At 45.3% G+C, this 25534-nt stretch carries 21 protein-coding genes; 17 read left to right on the top strand and 4 right to left on the bottom strand.

Features of this window, described 5'->3' with window-relative positions:
• Positions 1-45: 45 nt before the first annotated feature.
• The 9 genes from Q9R36_RS00960 to Q9R36_RS00920 all read left to right on the top strand — a co-directional run bounded on the left by Q9R36_RS00960 (position 46) and on the right by Q9R36_RS00920 (position 12958).
• Positions 46-1761 (top strand): glycosyl hydrolase family 18 protein, encoded by a 1716-nt coding sequence (locus tag Q9R36_RS00960; RefSeq protein ID WP_311224400.1) that lies wholly within the window; start codon positions 46-48, stop codon positions 1759-1761.
• Between the two features lie 96 nt (positions 1762-1857).
• Positions 1858-3159: a purine/pyrimidine permease gene (locus tag Q9R36_RS00955; protein ID WP_311224399.1), complete on the top strand. Its 1302-nt coding sequence runs from the start codon at positions 1858-1860 to the stop codon at positions 3157-3159.
• Positions 3160-3271: 112 nt separating this feature from the next.
• Positions 3272-4135, top strand: coding sequence for a GNAT family N-acetyltransferase (locus tag Q9R36_RS00950; protein ID WP_311224398.1), 864 nt, complete (start codon positions 3272-3274; stop codon positions 4133-4135).
• A gap of 209 nt (positions 4136-4344) precedes the next feature.
• Positions 4345-4758: a CoA-binding protein gene (locus tag Q9R36_RS00945; protein WP_253616889.1), complete on the top strand. Its 414-nt coding sequence runs from the start codon at positions 4345-4347 to the stop codon at positions 4756-4758.
• A gap of 350 nt (positions 4759-5108) precedes the next feature.
• Positions 5109-7088: a DNA topoisomerase IV subunit B gene (parE, locus tag Q9R36_RS00940; RefSeq protein ID WP_311224397.1), complete on the top strand. Its 1980-nt coding sequence runs from the start codon at positions 5109-5111 to the stop codon at positions 7086-7088.
• Positions 7085-9520 carry a DNA topoisomerase IV subunit A gene (gene parC / locus Q9R36_RS00935; protein WP_257990911.1) on the top strand — a complete coding sequence of 812 codons (2436 nt, stop codon included), beginning with the start codon at positions 7085-7087 and terminating at the stop codon, positions 9518-9520. Before parE ends, parC begins: the two co-directional genes overlap by 4 nt.
• 238 nt (positions 9521-9758) lie before the next feature.
• Complete coding sequence (locus Q9R36_RS00930; protein WP_253616895.1) at positions 9759-11204, top strand: alanine/glycine:cation symporter family protein; 1446 nt, start codon at positions 9759-9761, stop codon at positions 11202-11204.
• 429 nt (positions 11205-11633) lie between these two features.
• Complete coding sequence (locus tag Q9R36_RS00925; RefSeq protein WP_253616896.1) at positions 11634-12404, top strand: hypothetical protein; 771 nt, start codon at positions 11634-11636, stop codon at positions 12402-12404.
• 77 nt (positions 12405-12481) lie between these two features.
• Positions 12482-12958, top strand: a complete 477-nt coding sequence (locus Q9R36_RS00920; RefSeq protein WP_253616898.1) for a staygreen family protein — start codon at positions 12482-12484, stop codon at positions 12956-12958.
• 530 nt (positions 12959-13488) lie between these two features.
• On the opposite strand, the gene Q9R36_RS00915 is transcribed toward Q9R36_RS00920, so the two are convergent.
• Positions 13489-13866 (bottom strand): rRNA methyltransferase, encoded by a 378-nt coding sequence (locus Q9R36_RS00915; RefSeq protein WP_232217716.1) that lies wholly within the window; start codon positions 13864-13866, stop codon positions 13489-13491.
• Between the two features lie 241 nt (positions 13867-14107).
• Between Q9R36_RS00915 and Q9R36_RS00910 the strand changes: the two genes are divergently transcribed.
• Positions 14108-14560, top strand: coding sequence for a nucleoside deaminase (locus Q9R36_RS00910; protein WP_035402596.1), 453 nt, complete (start codon positions 14108-14110; stop codon positions 14558-14560).
• 33 nt (positions 14561-14593) lie between these two features.
• Entirely contained in the window at positions 14594-16354 is a 1761-nt protein-coding gene (ade, locus tag Q9R36_RS00905) for an adenine deaminase (RefSeq protein ID WP_311224396.1), read from the top strand.
• 68 nt (positions 16355-16422) lie between these two features.
• On the opposite strand, the gene Q9R36_RS00900 is transcribed toward ade, so the two are convergent.
• Both Q9R36_RS00900 and htpG read right to left on the bottom strand, forming a co-directional pair.
• On the bottom strand, positions 16423-17310 hold the full coding sequence (locus tag Q9R36_RS00900; RefSeq protein WP_311224395.1) for a vanadium-dependent haloperoxidase: 888 nt from the start codon (positions 17308-17310) through the stop codon (positions 16423-16425).
• 151 nt (positions 17311-17461) lie between these two features.
• Positions 17462-19333: a molecular chaperone HtpG gene (htpG, locus tag Q9R36_RS00895; RefSeq protein ID WP_311224394.1), complete on the bottom strand. Its 1872-nt coding sequence runs from the start codon at positions 19331-19333 to the stop codon at positions 17462-17464.
• 247 nt (positions 19334-19580) lie between these two features.
• On the opposite strand from htpG, the gene Q9R36_RS00890 reads away from it, so the two are divergent.
• The 6 genes from Q9R36_RS00890 (at position 19581) to Q9R36_RS00865 (ending at position 24910) form a co-directional block, all read left to right on the top strand.
• Complete coding sequence (locus Q9R36_RS00890) at positions 19581-20576, top strand: glycosyltransferase (RefSeq protein WP_311224393.1); 996 nt, start codon at positions 19581-19583, stop codon at positions 20574-20576.
• Positions 20577-20622: 46 nt separating this feature from the next.
• Positions 20623-21672: a selenide, water dikinase SelD gene (selD, locus tag Q9R36_RS00885; protein ID WP_311224392.1), complete on the top strand. Its 1050-nt coding sequence runs from the start codon at positions 20623-20625 to the stop codon at positions 21670-21672.
• A gap of 114 nt (positions 21673-21786) precedes the next feature.
• The gene (gene phnD, locus Q9R36_RS00880) at positions 21787-22689 is read left to right on the top strand and encodes a phosphate/phosphite/phosphonate ABC transporter substrate-binding protein (protein WP_148949488.1); all 903 of its coding nucleotides are present in this window, start codon (positions 21787-21789) and stop codon (positions 22687-22689) included.
• Between the two features lie 11 nt (positions 22690-22700).
• Complete coding sequence (gene phnE / locus Q9R36_RS00875) at positions 22701-23456, top strand: phosphonate ABC transporter, permease protein PhnE (RefSeq protein WP_311224391.1); 756 nt, start codon at positions 22701-22703, stop codon at positions 23454-23456.
• Positions 23457-23471: 15 nt separating this feature from the next.
• The gene (phnC, locus tag Q9R36_RS00870) at positions 23472-24224 is read left to right on the top strand and encodes a phosphonate ABC transporter ATP-binding protein (RefSeq protein ID WP_009793894.1); all 753 of its coding nucleotides are present in this window, start codon (positions 23472-23474) and stop codon (positions 24222-24224) included.
• 83 nt (positions 24225-24307) lie between these two features.
• Positions 24308-24910 carry a polysaccharide deacetylase family protein gene (locus Q9R36_RS00865; RefSeq protein ID WP_311224390.1) on the top strand — a complete coding sequence of 201 codons (603 nt, stop codon included), beginning with the start codon at positions 24308-24310 and terminating at the stop codon, positions 24908-24910.
• 21 nt (positions 24911-24931) lie between these two features.
• Here Q9R36_RS00865 and Q9R36_RS00860 read toward each other — a convergent pair whose 3' ends face one another.
• Entirely contained in the window at positions 24932-25447 is a 516-nt protein-coding gene (locus Q9R36_RS00860) for an NUDIX hydrolase (RefSeq protein ID WP_311224389.1), read from the bottom strand.
• Positions 25448-25534: the final 87 nt, after the last annotated feature.

Genomic DNA, 25534 nt, shown 5'->3' with positions numbered 1-25534 from the left:
TGCTGCATAGATTCGTTACGATAGTATCCGGGAGGAATTCATTTTATGGCCAATATACAATTAAATCAAAAGCCGGCAAAGAAAAGGGGCCTCGCTGCAGGAGTTATTCTCGTGCTGCTGGCTGTTATTTCCGGCATCCTGTTTTGGCTCTACCCCTTTGCATCACCCGTTAAAGAAGAGTATTTCTCAGGAGAGAACCCGATCATCTTTGAAGGAAAGCAGGAAGGAAATGCCTGGACTGATAACGGAAATATCTATCTGCCGCTGTCTTTACTCCAGGAAAAGCTGGACGATTCCATCGTGTTTGATGAGAGTTCTCAATCTATTATTCTGACTACCAAAAATAAAGTCGTCCAAATGCCGACGGATGCTTTGTCATATTATGTGAACAGCAAGCCTGTCGAACTGCAGCTGCCTGCCGCAAGGAATCAGTCAGGCGTCCTCTTTATTTCGCTCGATGAAATCAGGCGTTATTATCCTCTCGCTTATACAGTGCTTGAAGGCACAGGGGCAATATGGATTCAAAAGGACGGCGAGACGGTGCAGAAGGCAATCATCCGTGATCAGGACATCAGCAAGGAAAGGCTGCGGTTAAGGACTGATCCTGATCTCCAGTCACCTTATACAGCTGATGCCGAAGCGAATGAGGAACTGTATATCGAAGAGGAAAAAGGAGAATTCTATTTTGCAAGAAAGAGTGACGGAACTGCAGGATATATTAAAAAAGATTATGTCATTAAAGGAGATCAAACAGAAGTGTCTGCCAAAGTAGAGGGATACAAGCCTGAATTGAAGAAGATCGATGGCCCGATCCATCTGACATGGGAAGCTGTTTATTCGCAAAATCCGGATCATGCTGCAATCCCATCGATGCCGGGTGTTAATGTCGTCTCCCCTACATGGTTTGAGCTTGCAGGTGCGGATGGCTCAGTAAAAAACCTCGGTTCTGCGGATTATGTAAAATGGGCGCATGGAAGGGGTTATCAGGTATGGGGCCTGTTTTCCAATGCATTCGACCCGGAATTGACGCATCAGACATTTAAAGATTTTGAAACAAGGCAAAAGATTATCCGCGCCCTCCTGCATTACAGCCAGATTTATAAGCTGGATGGCATCAATCTCGACATTGAGAATGTGAATCAGGAGGATGGGCCGCTTGTGACTCAATTTGTACGGGAAGCGACACCTTATTTCCATCAGGCAGGACTGACGGTTTCAATGGATATTACATTCATTTCAAGCGGGAATTGGTCGGCGTTTTATGAAAGGGATAAGCTTGCCGGAATGGTCGATTATTTAGCAGTAATGGCATACGATGAACACTGGGCTACTTCGCCTGTTGCCGGAAGTGTTGCAAGCCTTCCTTGGGTGGAAAGCAATCTTCAGTCACTGCTTGAAGTGGTGCCGAAAGAAAAGCTTATACTGGGCGTTCCCCTGTATGCCAGGCTATGGGAGGAAAAGGATGAAGGCGGCATTTCCTCAAAGGCGCTGTCCATGAAGGAAGTGAAAGAGTGGCTCAATGAAACAGGAGCCGTGCCGGCTTATGATGAGGCATCCGGGCAAAACTATGCAGAATATTATTCTGAGAAAGATAAGGCAACTTATAAAATCTGGCTGGAGGATGAAATGTCCTTGAGGAAAAGAGCAGAGATAGCGGATCGTTATGGACTGGCCGGTGTCGGCAGCTGGTCCAGATATTTTGCGGATCAGTCAGCATGGGTGGCCCTTTCACCAGGTAAGGGCCAGGCTGCCAAAAAGTAAGAAGTCTCCAAAAACAGCATTCTATACTTTATAATAGGAAATGGCCGAAAAAGGGCCATTTTCTTTTTTAATTTCATTACGATTGGAGTCTTTTACATGAAAGTTGGTTTTTCAGCGCTGCAGTGGATGGCATTCATGGTTGCCGGGACGATTGTCGCACCCATCGCCATTGCCGATCTATTCGGGTTGAATCCGGCCGAGGCAGCGGGCCTCGTCCAGCGCACTATTTTTGTACTGGGGATATCAAGCCTCCTTCAGGGTTTCTTCGGGCACAGGCTGCCCATAAACGAAGGACCTGCTGGTCTTTGGTGGGGTGTGTTTGCCATATACGCAGGGCTCAGCACCTCATTGTTTTCTTCAGCAGGTGAAACTCTGCAGGCATTGGAGGGGGCGATGCTTGTCTCAGGCGCTGTCTTCATCCTCCTAAGCATCTTTAAGCTCATCGACCGGCTTGCCCTGCTGTTTACACCGGTTGTATCGGGAGTCTATCTGCTGCTGCTGATCCTTCAGCTCAGCGGTTCCTTTTTTAATGGCATGCTCGGAATCGGCTATCGCAAGGAAGGCGTCGACATGCCTGTCTTCTTTTTCTGTCTGGCGCTTGTCATTGCTGCGTTTTACTTGTCCAAACACAGGATCAGGGCGGTCAGCCAATATTCCATTCTGATCAGCCTTGCTGGCGGCTGGCTGCTGTTTTTTCTTTTCGGCCTGTCAAAGGAAGTGTCTATATCGGGAGGCAGTGTGATCTCCATGCCGGAACTGTTCGCTTTCGGGCCGCCGAAATTTGATGCAGGAATGACCGTGACTGCCGTCTTTGTGACACTGCTTTTGCTGACAAATATGATCGCAAGCATCCGGGTAGCAGACGAGGTGCTGAAGAAAGAAGGCGAAAAAACACCTTCTCCGCGGTTCAAGGCTTCCGGCTTTGTGTCAGGAGTCAACCAGCTTCTTGGCGGTGTTTTCTCTGCAATCGGACCTGTGCCGATTTCAGGCTCAGCCGGGTTCATTGCTACGACAAAGATCACTAAGCTCCTCCCATTCATAATTGGGTCGGCAATCATCACGGCAGCGAGCTTCTTCCCTGCCCTGATGTCTTTCTTTGCATCACTGCCGGCTCCTGTAGGATATTCTGTCACTTTTGTGGTGTTTGCCAATATGGCAGGCATTGCATTCGGAGAGCTTGACAAAGAAAAGGAAACGGGCCGGATACGCCTTGTGGCGGGCATTTCCCTCCTTGCAGGTGTAGGCGCTATGTTCGTGCCGCCTGAGGCATTTGAAGGGGTATCCCCGCTGATTACGTCATTTTTAAATAATGGACTAATATTCGGTTCTGTTATAGCAATAACAGCCGATCAGATTACAAAAAAGGTTTACGGACGGCAGACTGGGGAAAGCCGCTGATAGCCATGATGGCGGGTGCTTCTCCAGCACCTGCCATTTTTTCTTCATATCATGGACTTTATTTTTTGAATAATGATAAAATTATAGCAAATATACATAAGGAATTGATTCTATGCTAAAAACTATGCTAACGAAAGAGGATATATTTGAGCTTGCTGATTACGCGGCGGCAAAGAACAGGCAGCCGGATTCATTTGTTGGCTATTTGGGTACAGAGGCGCCGGATATTGCTGAAGATCTGGCAGACCTTTCTAAAGATAAAGATTCCGCCTGTTTTATTCATAGAGAGGACCCCTCAAAAATCACCGGATTCCTCGGGGTGGATGCCGATACGGAAAGAGGAGTCGGAGAATTGTGGGGGCCATTTGCAGATCCCCGCAGCTGGGATGACTCTGCTGCATATCTGCTGTCCTTAGCGGAAGAATATTTTGGGAACAGGCTGAACCAATGGCATCTTTTTATCGGCCGGAAAAATGAACGATGCAAATCGCTTGCTGAGAAGAAGGGCTTCAAGCTTGCTTCATCTCAGATGTTCATGGAGCTTACCCTTGAAAATCCAGTGGGCGGGGAAGCGCCATCTCTTTTAACAAAGGAGTTCTTTGCCGATTTTACCCATCTTCATGATTCACTGTTTCCAGCTACCTATTATTCCGGCAGCGAGATGCTCGAAAAATTCGATGAACAACATCTTATTTTTGCCATAACGAAGGACAACGAATTGTCAGGCTATCTCTATGCAGAACTGGACTCAGAAGAGAAGGCTGCGAGCATAGAATTTATGGGTGTTTCCCCTAATGAGAGAAGAAAAGGCACGGGAGCCAGGCTTCTCCTTATGGCAGCCAAGAAGCTGAGGGAAAGCGGGATTGAGAGGATAAAATTATGCGTTGACAGTGCAAATGAAAATGCCATTTCGCTCTACAGGAAAATGGATTTTAAAGAAACAAACACCCTTCTGTTTTATAAGAGGCTTTGTTAGTGTTCCATGCTGATTCATTTCATTTAGGTGAAACTCTTGTTTAACATCAGACTTATAAAAAGCAGTAAATCCATGATGAAATGAAGCCGGATGCATATCCTGCAGGATCATGCCGTAAAGCCACTGAAAGGTTTCAGACTCATCCCTTCAGGTTATAGGAATACTGGCGTATATAAAAAGAATATGAAATAATAAGGAGTGGTGAAATCATGTCAATTGAAAATCCGAGCCGGGAAGAAATCGGCAAAATACTGAAAAAAGCGAAAAGGGTTGCTGTTGTCGGCCTGAGCGGGAATCCGGACAGGACCTCTTATATGGTATCAAAAGCAATGCAGGATGCAGGTTATACCATCATCCCGGTAAACCCGGGCGAGGAAGAGATCCTTGGTGAAAAGGCTGTCGGGTCACTGAAGGAAATAGAGGGACATATAGATATTGTAAATATTTTCAGGCGTTCCGAATATCTGCCTGATCTTGCAAGGGAATTTGATGAAATAGATGCGGATGTTTTTTGGGCCCAGCTGGGTGTTGCTAATCAGGAAGCCTATGACTTTTTGAAGGAAAAAGGCTATACAGTCATTATGGATCGCTGTATCAAAGTAGAGCATGCAATGACAAAATGACGCAAAATGGAACCTAAAGCACACTAATACATCTGCTATTAGTGTGCTTTCATTTGCCGGGAAAGAAGGCTTAAAAAGGATTCCGCTCCTCTTTGTCAGCACCTGTGTCATTAATTCTTAATCTAAAAAAATTCAGAACTCATTTGCCAAAACCAAATAAATAGATACAATTAAGCATAGACGTCTTTTAAAAATATGGTAAACTTAAACACAGAACACTTGTTCTCATGCCGGTATTTCTGTGCCGGGGACAAGGATTATCATGTGAAAAGGCGAATACTTATAGTGATGTTCGACAACATAGATACAAAGGCAAGACGGTTGTGTGCAGCAATGAAAGGGGTATGTTTGTGGCAACAAATCAGCAGGCATTTGATTATAATGATGATGCCATACAAGTACTAGAAGGGCTGGAAGCAGTTAGAAAACGCCCTGGTATGTACATTGGAAGCACCGATGCGAGAGGTTTGCACCATCTCGTATATGAAATAGTAGATAACTCAGTGGATGAAGCACTTGCAGGCTATGGAGACCATATTATCGTCAAAATACATAAAGATAACTCCATCAGCGTGCAGGATAAAGGCCGGGGCATGCCAACAGGAATGCATAAGCTCGGCAAACCGACTCCTGAAATCATTTTGACTGTGCTCCATGCAGGAGGCAAGTTCGGCCAGGGAGGATATAAGACGAGCGGCGGGCTCCACGGAGTCGGCGCCTCAGTCGTGAACGCGCTATCAGAGTGGCTCGTAGTCAAAATCCGGAGAAATGGGTTCGTTTATGAACAGCGATTCGAGAATGGCGGCAAGCCCGCAACTACGCTCGAGAAGGTCGGAAAAACGAACCAGTCTGGAACAGTGATCCATTTTAAGCCTGATCCGGCGATTTTTTCAACGACTGTCTATAACTACGAGACGCTTTGCGAACGCCTTCGGGAGTCCGCGTTCCTGATGAAAGGCATGAAAATCGAACTGATTGATGAAAGGCACGATGCCCGTGACCTGTTCCATTTCGAAACAGGCATCGAAGCTTTTGTTGAGTATCTGAACGAGGAAAAAGACGTTCTGCATCCTGTTGTCAGCTTCGAAGGAGAGCATAACCAAATAGAAGTTGACTTTGCCTTCCAATTTAATGACGGATATTCCGAGAATGTCCTCTCCTTCGTCAATAATGTCCGTACAAAGGACGGCGGAACACACGAAGCCGGAAGCAAAACAGCCATGACAAGGGTCTTCAATGAATACGCACGCAAGGTTGCACTGCTGAAGGAAAAAGATAAAAATCTGGACGGCTCTGATATCAGGGAAGGCTTTTCTGCGATCATTTCCGTAAGGGTGCCGGAAGAGCTCCTGCAGTTTGAAGGACAGACAAAAGGGAAGCTGGGCACCAGTGAAGCACGTTCAGCCGTTGATGCAGTCGTGAGTGAGCATCTGTCGTATTTCCTTGAAGAAAATCCTAATATAAGCTCCCTTCTCATTAAAAAAGCCATTAAAGCCTACCAGGCAAGAGAAGCGGCGCGGAAGGCAAGAGAAGAAGCGCGGGGCGGCAAGAAAAGGAAGCGTTCGGAAGCGGTTCTTTCCGGAAAGCTGACGCCTGCGCAGTCACGCAATCCGCAGAAGAATGAACTGTACCTTGTAGAGGGAGACTCTGCCGGCGGCTCAGCAAAGCAAGGCCGTGACAGGCGCTTTCAGGCAGTCCTGCCGCTGAGGGGTAAAGTCATTAATACCGAAAAGGCAAAGCTTCAGGACATTTTTAAGAATGAGGAAATCAACACGATCATCCATGCCATAGGCGCAGGGGTAGGAGCGGATTTCAATGTGGAGGATGTCAACTACGAGAAGGTTGTGATCATGACTGATGCCGATACGGATGGCGCCCATATCCAGGTGCTGCTGCTTACGTTCTTCTATCGGTATATGAAGCCTCTCATTGAAGCCGGCAAGGTTTTCATTGCCTTGCCTCCTTTGTACAAAGTGAGCAAAGGGATTGGTAAAAAAGAGAAGATCGAGTACGCCTGGAGCGATGATGAGCTGCAGGGTGCCATGAAAAAGATCGGCAAAGGCTATATGATCCAGCGCTACAAGGGTCTTGGTGAAATGAATGCTGACCAGCTGTGGGAAACAACCATGGATCCGGAATCAAGGACGCTGATCAGGGTCAGGATCGATGACGCTGCAAGAGCGGAAAGAAGGGTTACGACCTTGATGGGTGATAAGGTTGAACCAAGAAGAAAGTGGATTGAAACAAATGTTGCCTTTGGCCTTGAAGAAGATGGGAGCATCCTTGAAAATGAAAACATCTCGGTTGCAGAGGAGGCGTCTGATCTATGAGTTCTTCTGAAAAATTCAGGGATCTTCCACTAGAGGATGTTCTCGGCGACCGATTTGGACGTTACAGCAAATATATTATCCAGGACAGGGCCCTTCCGGATGTCAGGGATGGGCTGAAGCCTGTACAGCGGCGCATTCTGTATGCGATGCATGTAGAAGGCAATACAAATGAAAAGGGCTTCAGAAAATCTGCCAAGACGGTAGGGAATGTTATCGGCAATTATCATCCGCACGGAGATTCTTCCGTATACGATGCAATGGTGCGGATGAGCCAGGACTGGAAGGTAAGAAATTTCCTTGTTGAAATGCACGGAAATAACGGAAGCATTGACGGAGACCCTCCAGCAGCCATGCGTTATACAGAAGCAAGGCTGTCGGCAATTTCATCAGAGCTTCTGCGGGATATTGAAAAGCATACCGTCGACTTCATCCCGAACTTTGATGATACTTCCAGTGAACCGACTGTACTTCCAGCCATGTTCCCGAACCTGCTGGTCAATGGATCGACAGGAATTTCAGCAGGTTATGCTACTGAAATCCCCCCGCATCATCTTGGGGAGATCATAGACGGCGTCATCTTGCGCATGGACAAGCCGGATTGTACGGTAGATGAGCTTATGGAGGTTATCAAAGGGCCGGATTTCCCGACCGGCGGAACCATCCAGGGGGCTGAAGGGATCAAGAAGGCCTATGAGACCGGGAAAGGCAAGATCATTATCCGCGGCAAATCTGAGGTTGAGGATATCCGCGGCGGCAGGCAGCAGATCGTTATCACAGAAATTCCGTTCGAAGTTAACAAAGCGAATCTGGTCAAGAAGATTGACGAGCTTAAGATGGACAGGAAAGTTGAAGGCATCAGCGAAGTCAGGGATGAAACCGACCGGACAGGCCTGAGGATCGTCATTGAGCTTAAGAAGGATGCAGACGCTGCAGGTGTCTTAAACTATCTTTATAAAAACACAGATCTTCAAATTCCGTACAACTTCAATATGGTCGCGATTTCAAACCGCCATCCAAAGCTGCTCGGGCTGCGTGAAATGCTTGATGCCTATATCGGACATCAGAAGGAAGTTGTCACCCGAAGGTCTCAGTATGAGCTGAAAAAGGCGCAGGACCGCCAGCATATCGTAGAAGGCCTTATGAAGGCACTGTCTATACTTGATGAAGTCATCGCCGCTATCCGTGCTTCAAAGGATAAACGTGATGCAAAGGATAATCTGATCAGCCAATTCGGTTTCACAGAGCCTCAGGCAGAAGCGATTGTATCCCTCCAGCTGTACCGATTGACCAATACAGATATTACGGCGCTGAGGGCGGAAGCGGAAGAGCTTGCCCAAAAGGTAGCAGAGCTGCTTAGCATCCTTCAGAGCGAGAAAAAACTTCTGAGCGTGATTAAAAAGGATCTTAAAGATGTGAAGAAGAGATTTGCGGACGCGCGCCGTTCTGTTATCGAAGCCGAAATCGAAGAGATTAAAATCAATCTTGAAGTGCTGATTGCCAGTGAAGATGTGATCGTTACCGTTACAAACGAAGGCTATGTCAAAAGGACAAGCCAGCGTTCCCATGCGGCATCAAACGGACAGGACTTCGGCATGAAGGATTCTGACAGGCTTATGTCAAAACTTGATATGAACACAACAGATGTCCTGCTTGTATTTACGGACAAAGGAAGCTATATGTATCTTCCTGTCCATGAACTTCCTGATATTCGCTGGAAAGATCTCGGGCAGCATGTCGCTAATCTAGTTCCGATTGACCGGACTGAGTCTATCATTGGCGCAATTCCGGTTAAAGATTTTGAGAATGACGCCTATTTAATGTTTGTCACAAAGAATGGCATGGTGAAGAAATCGGAGCTGAAAAATTACAAAGCACAGCGATATTCAAAGCCGCTTGTGGCCGTTAATCTTAAAAATGACGATATCGTAACAGATGTTTTCCTGACTGATGGCAAGCAGGATCTAATGCTTGCAACATCTATGGGATATGCCCTGTGGTTCCCGGAAGAAGAAGTCAGTGTTGTAGGAGCGCGTGCCGCCGGTGTGAAGGGCATCAATCTGAAGGACGGCGATTATGTGGTAAGCGGAAAGCTTGTCAGCAATGTCAAAGAGGAAGCTGTTGTCATTGCAACCCAGCGCGGGGCCATCAAAAAGATGAAGCTCGCTGAGTTTGAAAGGACTTCCAGAGCCAAACGCGGACTGGTTATGCTGCGCGAACTTAAAGCCAATCCGCACAGAGTGGTCGGTATGGTGCTGGCAAGAAATCATGACAAGATTTTTATCGAATCAGAAAAAGGCGTTATCGAGCAAGTGACAGCGTCTGACCTGCGCTTTAATGACCGCTATTCAAACGGATCGTTCATCCTCGACGAATCTGACAGCGGAAAAGCGAAAAAGATGTGGCAAGAGGCAGCCGAGATAACGGCTGATTAATGAAAAGCCCCTGTTGAACAGACAGGGGCTTTTTGCTGTGAAGAAAAATAAAAGTGAGCAAAAAGACCTGTTTTGCTATTTTACTATAAGGGTATAAAGATTACGATTACATAAGTTAATCTGTCAGCAAGGGCATGAAAGCATTTTCACCTTGTCCGCCAGCGAAACTTCTGATAGATTTAAGGGAGTTATTATTTCAAGATAACAATTTGCTGACAGACAGCCAAGGGGGAAACGAATGGAGACTTTTGTGAACGAGTTCCAGGAATATGTTGGCCTGGTAAATGATTTTGTATGGACATATATTTTAATAGCAGGATTGATTCTGCTGGGATTGTATTTCAGCTTCAAGACTAAATTTGTGCAGCTGAGATACTTTAAGGAAATGTTCAGGATCCTCGGCGATAAGTCGATGGTTTCTGCTGAAGGCAAGAGGGGGATTTCTTCATTCCAGGCGTTCAGCATCAGTGCTGCTTCGCGCATTGGCACAGGCAATATGGCCGGCGTCGCTACAGCCATTGCAGGGGGAGGACCGGGAGCAGTATTCTGGATGTGGCTCATCGCCTTCCTTGGAGCGGCTTCCAGCTTTGTTGAAAGCACGCTTGCCCAGATTTATAAAGTAAAGGATAAAGACGGATTCCGCGGTGGTCCTGCCTACTATATGGAAAGAGGCTTAAACAAACGCTGGATGGGGATATTGTTCGCGGTTATCATTACCTTCTGTTTCGGACTGGTATTCAACTCTGTCCAGTCCAATACCATCTCGCTGGCATTTAATCAGTCCTTCGGGATCAGCAGATTGTGGATCGGCATAGTGCTGGCAATCTTCACGGCTGTCATTATCTTTGGTGGGGTCAAGCGGATTGCCCATGTATCACAGGTGCTTGTGCCTGTCATGGCTGTTCTCTACCTGATTCTTGCTATTGTTATCCTGATTATGAATGTTACTGAAATACCGGCTATGTTCGGTTTGATCATTGAGAGTGCATTCGGCTTCAGGGAAGCAGCCGGGGGTGCCATGGGCGCTGCCGTCATGATGGGGATCAAGCGGGGGCTTTTCTCCAATGAAGCGGGTATGGGGAGCGCACCGAATGCTGCTGCTACAGCTGCCGTTACACATCCGGCGAAGCAGGGGCTTATCCAGACTCTAGGCGTATTCGTTGATACGATCCTGATTTGTTCTGCAACAGCCTTTATTATCCTTTTATCAGGTGATTATGCGGGAACAAATCTGACAGGGATCGAGCTTACACAGTCTGCCCTGGCAACGCATATAGGCTCATGGGCAAGCTACTTTGTGGCAATAGCGATCCTTTTGTTCGCATTCAGCTCTGTTATTGGCAACTATTACTACGGTGAAACAAATATCGAATTCATTAAAGAAAGCAAGACCGCTCTATTTATTTACCGGCTGGCAGTGATTGGAATGGTCATTTTCGGTGCGGCAGTCGATCTTGAAGTTGTATGGGGACTTGCCGACCTGTTCATGGGCATCATGGCCATCATCAACCTGATTGCCATCACTATGCTTGGCAAAATAGCATTTGCAGCGCTGAAGGACTACAAAAATCAGCGCAGGGAAGGAAGAGATCCTGTCTTTTATTCTGACAGCATCCCGGGATTAAAAAACATTGAATACTGGGAAACTAAAGAGCAGGCTTTAAAGAAGAAAAAATTGAACTAATGAGAATGGCTTCCCTGGGCAGGGAGGCCATTTTTATATAGCCGGAGACTCATTTTGCAGTATAGAGGAAAAAAACAGTGCCTGAACCATCTTGCATAAGAGACCCAGCAAGAGAGACAACAAGATTCCTAAGCACTGTTGATCGGAATGGAGGGCACGGAGACTCCTCATAAAATGCATGCGCATTTTCTTCGTGCGATGCAGATTCATGGAAGCTGATTCAAAGTCCTGCGGGGGCGCAGCGGTAAAGCTGTGACCCCACAGCACGCTAGCGCGAGGAGGTTCAGCGCCGCCCCGTGGAAAGCGAAGTCCCTCGAGTGCATCAACAGCCTCAGTTAAAAAGCATAAAAGAATTGTCTTTGAACAGGTACATAGATTTCCCATATCTGGACATAATACGAATAAAATTGTTCGGAAAGGGCGGTTTTTATGAGAAGGGAACTATTGTTCGCGTTCGCGGCATTTTTCTTTATGTCAGTGTCAGCCATTACTGGCGCCTATGCAGTTGAACAGGCTGACAAGGCAGAAACGGTCGAGAAGAAGAAAGAAGATATCACCGGAGATGGAGAAAAAGAAACCATTTATATAAAAGGAATTCCATATGAAGAAGGGGCAGCCTTTTTAAAGGAAGTCTACGTGATCATAGAGGCTTCGAATGGCCAGACTTACAGGATAGATTTAGAAGGGGGATATGAGCCTTCTGTTAAGTTCAGCGATTTGAATCATGATGGAGTAAAGGATCTATTCGCAACGGTTCCCACTGGGGGCAGCGGCGGACTCTCCAACTACTACTTGTATACCTTAAAAGACTTCAAACTTGAAAATTTGACTATTCCGGAACCTTTAGTCATCGACAGTGAATTTCTGGACGGCTATAAAGCCTCTGTTTCCATTCCTGCGACAGGCCAATCTTATACTTTTGATTTGGCAGAGAGAAAAGATGACTATGAACGCCTGGGACTCTATCATAACGGCAAACTGAATGAACCGGCTGAACTGATGGTCGACCCTTTTGGGACACTCATCCCAATCATGCTTAGGGAAGGAAAAATCGGCTTAAAGGGTGTACAGCAGATCAGCGGGGCATATCACGCTGATTCGATAGCATTTGCTGAATCTTCATGGATATATGAAAATGGCAGCTGGAAAGTGCTTGAAACCAAGCTGTATGAGACAGGGAGGGGTCATAAAAAGAGATAGGCCTTTGTCACCCTTATAAGACTAACTTCATATGTTATAGCAGGAATAACTTCTTTCCGAAGGGAGAGCAGCTTGCTATGAGTCAATTTGATCCTCAGAAACTAAGCGTCCGGTACCTGGCTCCGGCAACAGAGCAAAAGCCTGTCGATGCCAGGAAATACACGCTTACACATTCAGATGAGACCGGTGACCTGTTTCTTAGCATTGGTTGCGTTTATGATTACAGCACCGTCAATAATAAATTCAGGGATGAAGTTCTGGCTGAGTGGCTGCCTCAGATGGGGCAATATGTACTTAAGGCAGCAGTATATGTGAGCGGGGGAGAGTTTGACGAAAAATTCTCAAAGGTGCGGTTTATGATCTTTCAGCGGGAAATGGATTTAGCGCTTAAAGCGATCATATATGGAGACAGGAGCTTTTTCTCAAGCTATCCGTGGCTGCTGGATTCACCGATATACGTGCAGTTTGATTCCGTATTTCCGCAGTTCAGCAAGATCATATACTATGGAACACCAAGGCAGTATTTAAATAGCTTACAGCAGCCGGTTATCTAAAAATGACAGGAAACAAGCTCCAGGCAATGACCGGGGCTTGTTTTACATAAGCTGAGACAGATGCATGGGAGTAAGTGGAATATAAATATATTATGTAAAGTAAATGAGTTTTCCTGAAGCAGAGGCGAAGCTGAGCAAAAGAACCACTAAATAAATTTATAAATAAAGAGAAACTAATAATGAGGAAAAATAAATAACCGATATATATAAGGCTGCTGTAAGTATATAGATACCGATATCTATGATTGTAACTATACTGGAAGCCAGCAGCAAAGAAATTAGGATATTATAGATAACCATTATAGTGAATCAGAAAATCAAAAATAAAGATACTCGTATAAAAAATTTAAAAATCCCAGCAAGTTGGCCCAAAACTCAAATACAGTCAAAATCCTATAAAATTTTTATTTCGTCTCACTATCTTAAGTATACTTAACTATTGAGACTAGATATTCATATGTTTGTATGACTTCCTATAATATATATTATGTTCGGGGCGTAGTTTTAAAAAACAGGACAGCTTAAGCTGCCTACTCTATCCTGTGCTTATAACCGCTGTCTTTTGCTGACTTTATATCAATGTATCCTGCGCTGTACTCAATCACATCATTGATAAAAACATCATGTTTCTTGGCGAAGGTTTTTACCTGTTCAATCAGGCTGCTGTCATATGTAGTTTTGTACTGGATTCTGTCTTTAGGCCGATTTTTCTTATTGAAATCAATATAATCCTGCTCAAGGACTTTTTTGAGTCCTGTTTCGAGTAAATAATTCACATGGGTATCATGTTCATAAGCCAGTTCATTCAGGTTTTCAATCAACGCTTTGCTGATATTAGTCCTGAACTTTACCCTTGATTCATCTGTTCTTTGAATCAGTTTTCCGTCAACCTTTTTCCACATATTCATTCACCTTCCTGATAAGAAACTCTATATCAATCATTATAGCATGTGCTGTTTTTAGCGAAAAGAACATATGTTCTATGTCAGTAAAATTGTTCACTTTGTCATCTTTCTTCCATTTTTTAAGCCCTTTATATAAATTTCCTGTCAGATTTCCTCCCAAACCGAATGCTTTTTTATCCCTATCACTCCAATAATATATAAAATACCTTAAATTGGAGTGATCCTGTTGACGAACCTTTATTTTATGGAAAATGCAGTAGAGGCTGCTTTGGAGAATGCTGCTGCCCATCTGGGAGGTCCTTTTGGAGCGGTTGTTGTGAAGGATGGTACGGTGATCGGCACAGGCACAAACCGGGTCACTTCGCTTAATGATCCTACAGCACATGCAGAAATACAGGCGATCCGTGCTGCCTGCCTGCATCTTCAGGATTTCCAGCTGAGCGGCTGTGAAATCTATACCAGCTGTGAGCCATGCCCAATGTGCTTTGGCGCTATCTACTGGGCTCGCCCAAAAGCAGTATATTTTGCCTGTACAAAAGAAGATGCAGCCGCTGCAGGATTTGATGATCAGTTTATTTATGAGCAGCTCTCCCTCCCGCTTGAACAGCGCAGCATAGAAATGCGGCAGGTTAAAATGGATGAAGCTTTAATGCCGTTTAAATTGTGGGAGAAGTCTTTTTCTAAGATTGATTATTGAGATATAAAGTACTTCCTTTTTAGGAGGATAAAAATGATAAAAGAACGATTGATACGCCGGATTGCAGTGGCTGCCGGCAGAGAGCCTGCTGATTTGGTCATTAAAAATGGAAAGATCATAGATGTTTTTAACGGTGAGGTCATTTATGGGGATATTGCCATTGCAGACGGGTATATCGCGGGCATTGGCGAGTATGAGGGCCATAAGATTTTCGATGCAAAAGGAAGCTATATTTCTCCTGGATTCATTGACGGCCATGTCCATATTGAATCCTCCCTTCTGACCCCCGGGGAATTTGCCAGGGTGCTGCTGACTCATGGTGTGACTGCTGCTGTGGCAGATCCGCATGAAATTGCGAATGTATCAGGCATTTCCGGTCTGCAGTACATGCTGGATGCTTCTGAAGGACTGCCTTTTGATTTTTATTTTATGCTGCCTTCCTCAGTTCCTGCTGCTGATTTTGAATATGCCGGTGCAAGGCTGGATTCTCTTGATCTAAAGCCATTCTTTAGCCATCCCAGAGTTCTTGGGCTTGGAGAAGTCATGAACTACCCTGCTGTATTGAATGCACATACTGACATGATCGTGAAAATCATTGCAGCAGAATCTGCCGGGAAAAAAATCGATGGCCATGCTGCAGGCTTAGGCGCATCCGGGTTAAATGTGTATAGTGCTGCGGGCATCCGCACCGATCATGAAGCAATAACCGCTGAAGAAGCAAAGGAAAGATTGCGTAAAGGGATGTATTTGATGATCCGCGAAGGAACTGCAGCAAAGGATCTTGAGAAACTGCTGCCTGCAGTCAATCAGCAGAACAGCCGCAGATGTCTGTTTGTCACAGATGACAAGCATTTGGATGACCTGCTTGAGGAAGGAAGCATTGACCACCATATCAGGCTGGCAGTGAAGTCAGGCCTCCCTCCTATAACTGCCATTCAAATGGCGACCCTGAATGCAGCAGAGTGTTTTGGTTTGAAGGATCAGGGAGCGCTGGCCCCTGGGTATAAAGCTGATATGGTTTTCCTTGAATCGCTTGAAGAGCTGATCATTGAGCGGGTATTTAAAGAAGGCGTTGAAGTCGTTTCCGCTGGTAAACTTTTGCCAAAAGGCTGTTTTAGAGGCGTGCCTCCTGCTGCTATGCTCAAAAATACGGTTAAAATAAGCATTACCCGCCAGGAAGATTTAAAAATCAGAATGACAGGAAATAAAGCCAACGTCATAGAGATTCTCCCTGGAAGCCTGGTTACCAGGCATATAATTGAGGAAATTGATCTGGACAGCCAAAACAGCTTTCTTCCCTCCACATCAAGGGATCTTTTGAACCTGGCCGTCATTGAACGCCACCGTGCAGCTGGACATATCGGATTGGGAATTGTTAAAGGGCTCGGCCTTCAATCCGGAGCGATTGCCTCTACGGTAGCCCATGATTCACACAACCTCATCATTGCAGGCACAAATGATAAAGATATGTTAGCTGCTCTAAGGGCTGTGGAGGATATGCAGGGCGGCCTTGCTGTCATTAAGGAAGGCGAAATGCTTGCCTCGCTGAAGCTGCCTGTTTCGGGACTTATGTCCGATCAGTCTTATGAAGAAGCAGCGTCTATGCTGGCAGACGTCAATAACGCCCTGAAACATCTAGGTGCAAATAAAGATGTTAACCCTTTTTTGGCATTATCCTTCCTGGCTCTTCCTGTTATCCCGGAAATTAAATTAACTGCCTCCGGATTATTCAGTGTTTCTCAATCTGCTTTTATTCCAATTGAAGCAAACCACAAGCCGGGATTGACTTTTTAATGCGGTAAATGATTTTCAAAATGAAAAGCTGGACTAAAATCCAGCTTTAGGTCGGGCGTAATTAGTTTTTAAAATTTCAAGTATGGTTTAGCAGCTTCAGTATTCTTTTTAACTACAACATCAGCATCCCTTGTAAGCGACAGGCATCTTTCATTAAAGTCAAACGGGATAGCCTGCTGGTAATCCTCTGAAAGGATGTTTGCGTTCCGGTACTTGCTGTCAGATAAATCCAGAATTTGCCCACGCTCGTCTGACTGGCGTTTCAGGTGGCTGACAATCACTTTTCCAATATGTCTTCCAAGCCTCAGCCCTTCATCATTATCCGAAGGGAAGTGGACTCCTGCATATAGCCGGCTAATGGCGTCTTCTTTTGAGATCCTTTTAATCTTTCCTGCTTCTTTAGGGAAAAAATAGGTCAGCATGACTTCTGCACAGCCTGACATGACTGCATGCCCTGAAGGATAGGCAGGGAACCTCGGGGTGCACAGCAATGTTTCAAGTGTCTGGTCATACTGATTGGGCCTTGCTGCATCCCAAAGGTATTTTAAATGCCAGGTAACCACCATACTGTCATTTATAGCACCTTGAACAACAGCAAGAATCCTTGCCGCTTGGGTTGGACCGACACCATACGTATCGATCAGCTTGTCAATGACTGGTGTCCATTGCTTTGTCGGAACACCTGTACCATAATAAATGCCGATCTTCTTTTGCTGAGGTGTCAGGTTGTTCAATGTCCGCTGAACGATTTTTAATTCACGATGAAAATCGATATAGTGAGGATCTTTAATTGGTAAAACGATTCTTTTGTAATTGGGATCAAGAAAATGGCCGTCACTGTCCCTTTTTAAAAAGATCAGCGGCCAGGAACCGGCATATGGCGTAACACCTTCTGATGGCGGTTTTCTTTCTCCAGCATAAGGATGCTCAGACCATCGCAAATAATTTTCTTTCATTATTTTCACCTCCTTGCCTGATGTAACAGCTTATGAAATCGGTTTGCTTTGTGGATAGGCGTAATAGCAGAATTCTGAAAAAATAACAAAAAAGACGAACTTTCATGGTCTATGAAAGTTCGTCTTTCTCATTATTTTGCAGGATCAAAGGTCAATTCATAACCTTGCATATATCATTCGTAAACTCCACAGGATCGCTGATCGGCAATCCTTCAATCAGCAAAGCCTGGTTGTATAATAGATTGGTGTATAGTGCCAGCTTCTCTTTGTCATTTGCAAACGCATTCTGCAGTGAAGCAAAAACCTCATGATTGGGATTGATTTCCAGAATTTTCTCAGCTTGTACATTTTGGCTGTCAGGCATGCTGTTCAGAATCTTTTCCATTTCAATGGTCAGATCCCCTTCTGCTGCCAGGCAGACAGGATGGCTTTTCAGTCTCCTGGAAGCACGGACTTCCTTTACCTTCCCTGCCAGCACATCCTTCATGCTTGTGAACATTTCCTGATAGGCTTTTTCTTCGCCCTGAGCATTTTCCTCTGCTTCAATCCCCAAATCTGAGCTGGACACAGACTTGAATTCCTTCTCTTTGTAGTTCATCAGCATCTTGATGGCAAATTCATCGATATCTTCGGTAAAGTACAGTATTTCGTAGCCTTTGTCGGCGACAAGCTCTGTCTGCGGAAGCTTTTCAATCCGGCTGATGGATTCCCCGGCAGCATAATAAATATACTTCTGGTCCTCAGGCATTCTAGAAATATATTCATCCAGTGTGACTAGCTTGTTTTCTTTTGAAGAATGGAACATCAGCAGATCCTGGAGCATATCCTTGTTGCTGCCGAAATCGCTGTATACCCCGTATTTCAGCTGCCTGCCGAAAGACTCGTAAAATGCTTCGTATTTCTCCCGATCATTCTTCAGCATAGACTGCAGTTCGCTTTTAATCTTTTTCCCGAGATTCTTTGCAATCAGCTTCAGCTGGCGGTCCTGCTGGAGGATTTCGCGCGAGATATTCAGGGACAGATCCTCTGAATCAACAATTCCTTTCACAAAGCTGAAATAATCAGGAAGCAGCTCGGCACACTTGTTCATAATCAGAACGCCATTTGAATACAGCTCAAGCCCCTTTTCGTATTCTTTGGAATAATAATCGAACGGAATTTTCTCTGGAATAAAGAGCACCGCATTATAGCGGATGGTACCGTCAACATTGATATGAATGGACTTCAGCGGCTTATCAAAACCAAAATGCTTTTCTGCATAAAACTTTTCATAGTCTTCTTCCGTCAGCTCACTTTTATTTTTTCTCCAGATCGGCACCATACTGTTGATGGTCTGTTCTTCCGTGTAATCCTCAAATTCACCATCTGAGCCTTCCCTAGGCCGCCTGCCTGGCACATCCATCAGGATAGGATAGCGGATAAAATCGGAATACTTTTTGACGATGCTCTTTAGTGAATACTCTTCAAGAAATTCATCATAATTCTCTTCTTCTGTATTTTCTTTAATTTTCAAGATGATCTCTGTTCCTGTTTCTTCCTTGACGGCAGGCTCGATTGAGAAGCCTTCTGCTCCCTCTGACTCCCATTTGTATGCTTCTGTGCTCCCATGGGCCCTGCTGATGACAGTAACGGAGTCTGCAGCCATGAAGGCTGCATAAAAGCCGACCCCGAATTGGCCGATGATATCATAGCCGTCTTTTAGCTCAGTATTGGTTTTGAAATTCAATGAGCCGCTCTTGGCGATAACGCCCAGGTTATCCTCAAGTTCTTCCTTTGTCATCCCGATCCCGGTATCTTTAATGACAAGAGTGCGGCTTTCTTTGTCAGGGGTAATTTTTATGTAATAGTTTTCTTTGTTGAAGCTGATTGAATCATCTGTCAGTGCTTTGTAATAGAGCTTGTCAATGGCATCGCTGCTGTTTGAGATCAGCTCTCTTAAAAATACTTCTTTTTTGGAATAGATGGAATGGATCATCATCTCCAGCAGTCTTTTTGATTCTGCTTTGAATTGCTGCTTTACCATTTTATTTCTCCCTCCCTGAATATGTTGAAGTTACATTAGCACTCTTTGAAGCTGAGTGCTAATTTTTTAATATCATATAACCTTTTGCTCTGTCAACTATCCCTTGGATAACTGTGCATTTCTCTTGATTTCAAGAGGTATTCCGGTATAATTTTGAGGGTATGTATATACTACTGATTGTGTATGCTTTAGCGGCAGGCGGCTGTCAGTTTTTGCAGCAGAGAATCGGCATAAAAGGAGTGACACGATGAAGATTATTTTGGCTTCTCCCAATTTCCATCAGGAACGTGGAAATACAATTACCGTTAAAAGAATATCTGACGGCCTCCGCAGGCTTGGAGCAGATACAAAAATTGTTTCTTCAACAGAAAGACCCGCATTCCCCCTTCCACAGGGAGATATCGTCCATGGTTTTCATGCTTACCGCTTTTTCCTTTACAAGAAAGAGCTTGGTATGCCGATAGATAACTATGTGATCACAATGACAGGAACCGACCTGAATCAGGATCTTTTTCATCATGAAAGGCGGCAGGATATAATCAGGACGCTTCAGGAAGCAAAAGCCGTTACAGTCTTCAATGAACAGGCAAAGCAGCTTATCATTAGCGAAGTTCCCGAAGCTGAAGCAAAGGTCTATGTGATTCCACAAGGAAGAAGTCAGTTTGAAATGATGGAGCCTGTTTTTAAGAAAGAGCAAAATACATTTGTCTTCCTGCTTCCAGCCGGGATCAGGAAAATCAAGAATATCCCGTTCGCAATCGCATCCCTAAAAAAACTGCATGACAGGTATCCCCATATCCGTTTAGTGATTTCAGGTCCTGTCATTGAAGAAGAAGAAGGATCATACGTGAAAAAGCTGGCGGAACAGGAAGATTGGATCGACTATATCGGCCAGATTCCCCACAGTAAAATGGGAAGTCTTTACGAATGTGCAGATGCCCTCCTGAACACTTCTATTTCCGAGGGACAGCCGGCAGCCATCATAGAAGCGATGGATTGCGGATTGCCTGTATTAGTTTCAGCCAATGAAGGAAACATAAGTCTTGTAAAGCACGGAACCACCGGATTTGTTTATCAGAATGAAGTCGAATTTCTTGCTTATGCCGAGCGCTTGATCAATAATTACGAGATAAGAAAAAAACTTGGAGCTGCTGCTGAAAATTACATAGCAGAACACCACTCTAATGTATCTGAGGCCGAAAGTATGCTGAGGATATACAGCAGGGTGCTTGCCCCTTCCTGAACAGCTTGTTTGGGACAGCCCTTGTTTAATGAAAGGAGAGGAATTCATGTCCAGAGAAGAAATCATCAAATTGACTTCGCTATCAACAAAAGGCGGCTGAGGATGCAAAATTGGTCCTGAGGACCTGGCGCAGGTTCTGCGTCATTTGCCCAAAGCTGTACCTGATCCAAATTTGCTTGTCGGGCTTGATACTTCCGATGATGCAGGAGTATATAAAATAAGCGATGATGTTGCTTTAGTGCAGACGCTCGACTTTTTCACACCGATTGTGGATGACCCTTATATGTTCGGCCAGATTGCGGCTGCAAACTCATTAAGCGATGTCTATGCAATGGGCGGAAAACCGATCACAGTTATGAATATCGTCGGATTCCCTATCAGCACTCTTGATAAGAGCATCCTTGCTGACATCCTGGCAGGAGCATCAGACAAAGTCATGGAATCAGGGGCCGCCCTTGTCGGAGGACACTCGATCGATGACCAGGAGCCCAAATTCGGACTCTCAGTCACAGGTGTTGTGCATCCGGATAAAATCAGGGCCAATGCCGGCGCTAAGCCTGGTGACCTTTTGATTTTGACAAAGCCGATCGGTGTCGGCATCCTTACGACAGCGATCAAGCGGGACCTGCTCGAGAAGGAAGATATCGATCTTGTCATGAACGTAATGGCTGCACTTAATAAAGATGCCGCAGAAGCAATGGAAAGCTTCCAGGTGAATGCCTGTACCGATGTGACTGGCTTTGGCCTCCTCGGCCATGCGATCGAGCTTGCTGAAGGCAGCGGAGCCGGAGTTATCATCAACAGCGGTAGTGTACCGGTCCTTCCAAGGACACGTGAGCTCGCAGAACAGAATATCATTCCTGGCGGTTCAAGGAAGAACCACAAATGGCTGTCAGGGCGGATTGAGTACAATCCTGATATTGATGAAACAACCCAGCTGATTCTGTGTGATGCCATCACTTCAGGCGGGCTGCTGATTTCTGTGCCTGAGGCGGAAGCTGAAGCACTGCAAAAGGCCCTTGAAGAAAGAAATGTCACTTCTGCTATCATCGGCGAAGTAACAGATCAATCTCCCGGGAAGATTAAAGTATTGTAAAAGGACTCGATTAGAGTCCTTTTTTAAGGGGTATGGGATGTCAGGCAGATTTGCTTAAAGCTTATGCTGCCTCTCTGCCCATCCCCCCAATTATATTAATGAGGTGTTTTATTGATGAAAAAATGGCTAATGACTGCAGCTGCCTTTACGCTGATCATGATCCTTGCCGCTTGCGGTTCAGAGGAAGGCACAGAACAAAAAGAAAACAGCAATAATAATGAAGAAGCTTTCACAATCGGCGTCATACCGGTACAAACGGAAGGTGCAATGGAAACGGCCATGGACAAGCTTCAGTCGATCCTTGAAAAAGAGCTGGACAGGAAAGTGGATGTTGAGGTTTATCCTGATTATAATGGCGTAGTTGAAGCGATGAACTACGATAAAATCGATATGGCCTATTTTGGACCGCTTACATATGTGGTTGCACACGAAAAAAGCGGCGCTGAAGCAATCATCACCCAGCTGATAGATGGAGAGCCTTTCTACCATTCATATATCGTCACACATAAAGACAGCCCGTACAATAACATGGAAGACCTGGTAGCAGCAGCAGGAGAAATTGATTTTGCTTTTGGCGATATCAATTCAACGTCCGGCTCCCTTATCCCTTCCATTGAACTGCAGGATCAGGGTGTTTATACATCCGAGGATGACAATAAGTTCAAATCAGTCAGATTCACAGGTTCCCATGATGCTACAGCCCTGGCTGTCCAAAACAAGCAGGTGGATGCCGGTGCGATTGACAGCGCCATCTACAATCAGCTTGTAGATTCAGGGAAAATTGATGGAGAGCAGTTCAAGACAATCTGGGAATCCGAGAAACTTTTCCAATATCCTTGGGCAGTTCATCAAGATACAGATAAAGAAACAATAGAAAAGCTTCAGGAAACATTCCTGGCGATCGATGATAAAGAAGTGCTTGATGCGTTTGGCGCAACAGGTTTTACCGAGGCTTCCAATGAACAATATGAAAGCATCAGGGAAGCAGCTGTCAAACAGGGAATCATTAACGAATAGAGCTGATTATTGTGTGGTTTAAACAGCGTAGTATTTTTACTGTTCTTCTGCTGGCACTGGCTGTATATGCCAGTGCCCGTCTTACTGAGTTTGATCTGACTAAATTCCGTGATTTCCAGAATATGATCGACTTTTTATCGCAGTGGTTTCCAATGGATTTCTCGCTCCTGCCCCGGATGCTCCAGGACAGCATGGAAACATTGGCGATGGCATTTCTGGGGAGCTTCCTCGGCCTGCTGGCGGCATTGCCGCTCAGTTTCCTGGCTGCAAGGAACACTTCCCCATCGAAAGCAGTCTATCATGTGACAAGGCTAGGCCTCAGTTTCGTCCGCTCAGTGCCGGAGATCGTATTTGGGCTGATCCTTCTTACGGCCTTGGGCCTTGGGCCTTTTCCTGCTGTACTGGCCATTTTGTTCCATAATGCCGGTGTGCTTGGAAAGCTGATATCAGAACTGATAGAGTCCTCAGAGCGCGGGCCGCAGGAAGCCATGCGGGCAGTCGGCGCCAAAAGCTGGTTTGCCTCCCTGTTCAGCATCCTGCCGCAAATTTGGCCGAATGTGCTGTCCCAGTTTTTCTACCGGTTCGAGGTAGCGATCCGTACCTCTCTGATTCTTGGTTTTATCGGCGGAGGCGGAATAGGACAGAGATTGTTCAATGATTTCAAGACCTTCCATTATTCTGCCGTTTCTCTCGATGTGCTGATTATTATGGTCATAGTCGTAATCGTCGATTTGTTTGGAAGCTTTGTCAGAAATAAAGTGATTTAAAAGGAGGCTGGGCTTATGATCAAGCTGGAGAATGTTACCGTACGTTATCCGAAGGCTGACTCCCCTGCCCTGCATAACATAAACCTTGAACTGAACCAAGGCGAATTCATATGTGTACTTGGAAAAAGCGGTGCCGGGAAGTCTACACTGATCCGCTGCATGAATGGGCTCCAGAAGCCTTCTGCTGGGGAAGTATACTTTCAGGGCAAGCCGGTATCCGGCAAATCTGCCGAGGAAGAACGGCTTGTACGGAGGGAAATGGGCATGATCTTTCAGCATTATAATCTCATCCCCCGTCTGACAGTCATGCAAAATGTCCTGACAGGAATGTTTGGCTACAGAAACACTTTCAAAAATCTGATAGGCGCTTTTTCCAGAAAAGAAATTGGACTTGCCCGCAGTGTGATGGAAGATGTCGGCCTGAGTGAGTTTGCCGGAAGGAAAGTTGAACAATTGAGCGGAGGACAGAAGCAGCGCGTCGGCATAGCAAGGGCCCTGCTCCAGTCTCCCAAAGTGTTTCTTGGTGATGAACCTGTGGCAAGCCTTGATCCCGGGACATCAGAGAGGATTTTCTCGCTTCTTCAGTCCCTTCACAGAGAGCATGGCCTTCTGACCATCATTAATGTTCACGATGTTTCCCTCGCAAAGCGCTATGCAACACGCATTCTTGCCTTAAAAGATGGCAGCCTCATTTTTGACGGGAAACCAGATGAATTCACAGATGAATTGTATAAACAGACCTATGGGGCTGAATTCATTCCGGTCTGATCCGGGGAAGGAGAATACTTATGACAAAAAGTCCTTGAGTGGTTGATGAGACAAGAGTCGTGTACGACTCAGCAGATAATGAAGTGTTATCAAGATTACAGCCCGGTGAAAAGCCGTCAGTGGTTTTAACCTTTGATGATGGACCTGGCAGGCATTTGCATTCCATTTTGGACAGCCTGGCAGCGGAAAATGCATATGCCGCTTTTTTCTGGCAGACACGGCTTCTGTATCCTGAAAGGCCATGGGAAAGAGTGCTCGATGAAGGGCATATCATTGGAACCCATTCATCCCGCCACAAAAATATGGCTGCTCTCTCCTCTGAGGATCAATATAAGGACCTGGAAACCAGCAAAGAGAAGATCCGCCGGGTTACCGGAAAGGCGCCTGTATTCTTCCGTCCGCCTTTTGGCCAGTATAATGAAGCTACCCTTAAGGCGGCCAATGAACTCGAATTGACCCCTGTAATGTGGCGAATTGCATCCCTTGATTGGGAGCTTAAAGGAAACCCGGAAAAAATCATTTGCAATGTAACTGATCATCTGGAAGATGGAGCCATTATCCTCCTGCATGAACTAAAGCAGACTGCTGATATCCTGCCTGAGTTATTAAAAGAGATCAAACTCAAAGGATATAGCTTTGCCTCCCTCCAGCCAGGAAAGAACGAAAGGAAAGCGCCCGGAGCATAACCCTCCGGGTGCTTTTTGCTTTTAGTGGTTGATTAGCATAACTTTAAGCTCTTCGAGTACAAAATTTTCCCTTTTTAGCCAAGTATGATTTTTTATTTTCCCGATGGCTTTCTTATTTTCTTCTATTGCTTCATCAATGGCCACCCATTTGGGTATGAATCCCAGCTCTGCTTCATATGTATCCAGCTGCTGCGCTGCCAAAGCGAAATCATTTAATTCACAGATATAAAAATGTGAATTCATTTGAAAAATGAAGCGGTCATCATATTCGTCGATACGCCTTTCAACGACTTCCCCAGCCTTTTCTTTAATCCTGCAGCTTGTGTAGCCTGTTTCCTCTGCAACTTCCCTGATCAGTGCTTCCGTGCAGGTTTCTCCTTCCTCTACCCCTCCTCCGGGAAATTTATTGCCTCCTGTAATTGTCTGCAGAAGAAGGATCAGATCATCTTGTATAATGATTGCCCTGACCGCTTCCCGTATTTTAATTTGCCTGTCTATGTTTGTATCAGATAGGCCCAAAAGTTTGTAAAAAGCCAATCATACCCCCACCTTATCATCTCATTAGGTTAATTTTACCATTAAAAGCAAAAATAAATAGGGCTGCATGACAGCATGCAGCCCTAT

The sequence above is a fragment of the Bacillus sp. AG4(2022) genome, assembly GCF_031844465.1.
Lineage (GTDB): Bacteria > Bacillota > Bacilli > Bacillales > Cytobacillaceae > Bacillus_AB > Bacillus_AB infantis.
This window is presented reverse-complemented; position numbering and strand designations above follow the sequence as displayed.

Bases quoted from the DNA above. Each gene is read 5' to 3' on its own strand.
- phnC (WP_009793894.1), top strand. From the start codon at position 23,472: ATGATCAAGCTGGAGAATGTTACCGTACGTTATCCGAAGGCTGACTCC.
- Q9R36_RS00910 (WP_035402596.1), top strand. From the start codon at position 14,108: ATGGAAAATGCAGTAGAGGCTGCTTTGGAGAATGCTGCTGCCCATCTG.
- Q9R36_RS00960 (WP_311224400.1), top strand. From the start codon at position 46: ATGGCCAATATACAATTAAATCAAAAGCCGGCAAAGAAAAGGGGCCTC.
- Q9R36_RS00930 (WP_253616895.1), top strand. From the start codon at position 9,759: ATGGAGACTTTTGTGAACGAGTTCCAGGAATATGTTGGCCTGGTAAAT.
- Q9R36_RS00950 (WP_311224398.1), top strand. From the start codon at position 3,272: ATGCTAAAAACTATGCTAACGAAAGAGGATATATTTGAGCTTGCTGAT.
- ade (WP_311224396.1), top strand. From the start codon at position 14,594: ATGATAAAAGAACGATTGATACGCCGGATTGCAGTGGCTGCCGGCAGA.
- Q9R36_RS00920 (WP_253616898.1), top strand. From the start codon at position 12,482: ATGAGTCAATTTGATCCTCAGAAACTAAGCGTCCGGTACCTGGCTCCG.
- Q9R36_RS00925 (WP_253616896.1), top strand. From the start codon at position 11,634: ATGAGAAGGGAACTATTGTTCGCGTTCGCGGCATTTTTCTTTATGTCA.
- htpG (WP_311224394.1), bottom strand. From the start codon at position 19,333: ATGGTAAAGCAGCAATTCAAAGCAGAATCAAAAAGACTGCTGGAGATG.
- Q9R36_RS00890 (WP_311224393.1), top strand. From the start codon at position 19,581: ATGAAGATTATTTTGGCTTCTCCCAATTTCCATCAGGAACGTGGAAAT.
- parC (WP_257990911.1), top strand. From the start codon at position 7,085: ATGAGTTCTTCTGAAAAATTCAGGGATCTTCCACTAGAGGATGTTCTC.
- phnD (WP_148949488.1), top strand. From the start codon at position 21,787: ATGAAAAAATGGCTAATGACTGCAGCTGCCTTTACGCTGATCATGATC.
- Q9R36_RS00900 (WP_311224395.1), bottom strand. From the start codon at position 17,310: ATGAAAGAAAATTATTTGCGATGGTCTGAGCATCCTTATGCTGGAGAA.
- Q9R36_RS00915 (WP_232217716.1), bottom strand. From the start codon at position 13,866: ATGAATATGTGGAAAAAGGTTGACGGAAAACTGATTCAAAGAACAGAT.
- Q9R36_RS00945 (WP_253616889.1), top strand. From the start codon at position 4,345: ATGTCAATTGAAAATCCGAGCCGGGAAGAAATCGGCAAAATACTGAAA.
- Q9R36_RS00955 (WP_311224399.1), top strand. From the start codon at position 1,858: ATGAAAGTTGGTTTTTCAGCGCTGCAGTGGATGGCATTCATGGTTGCC.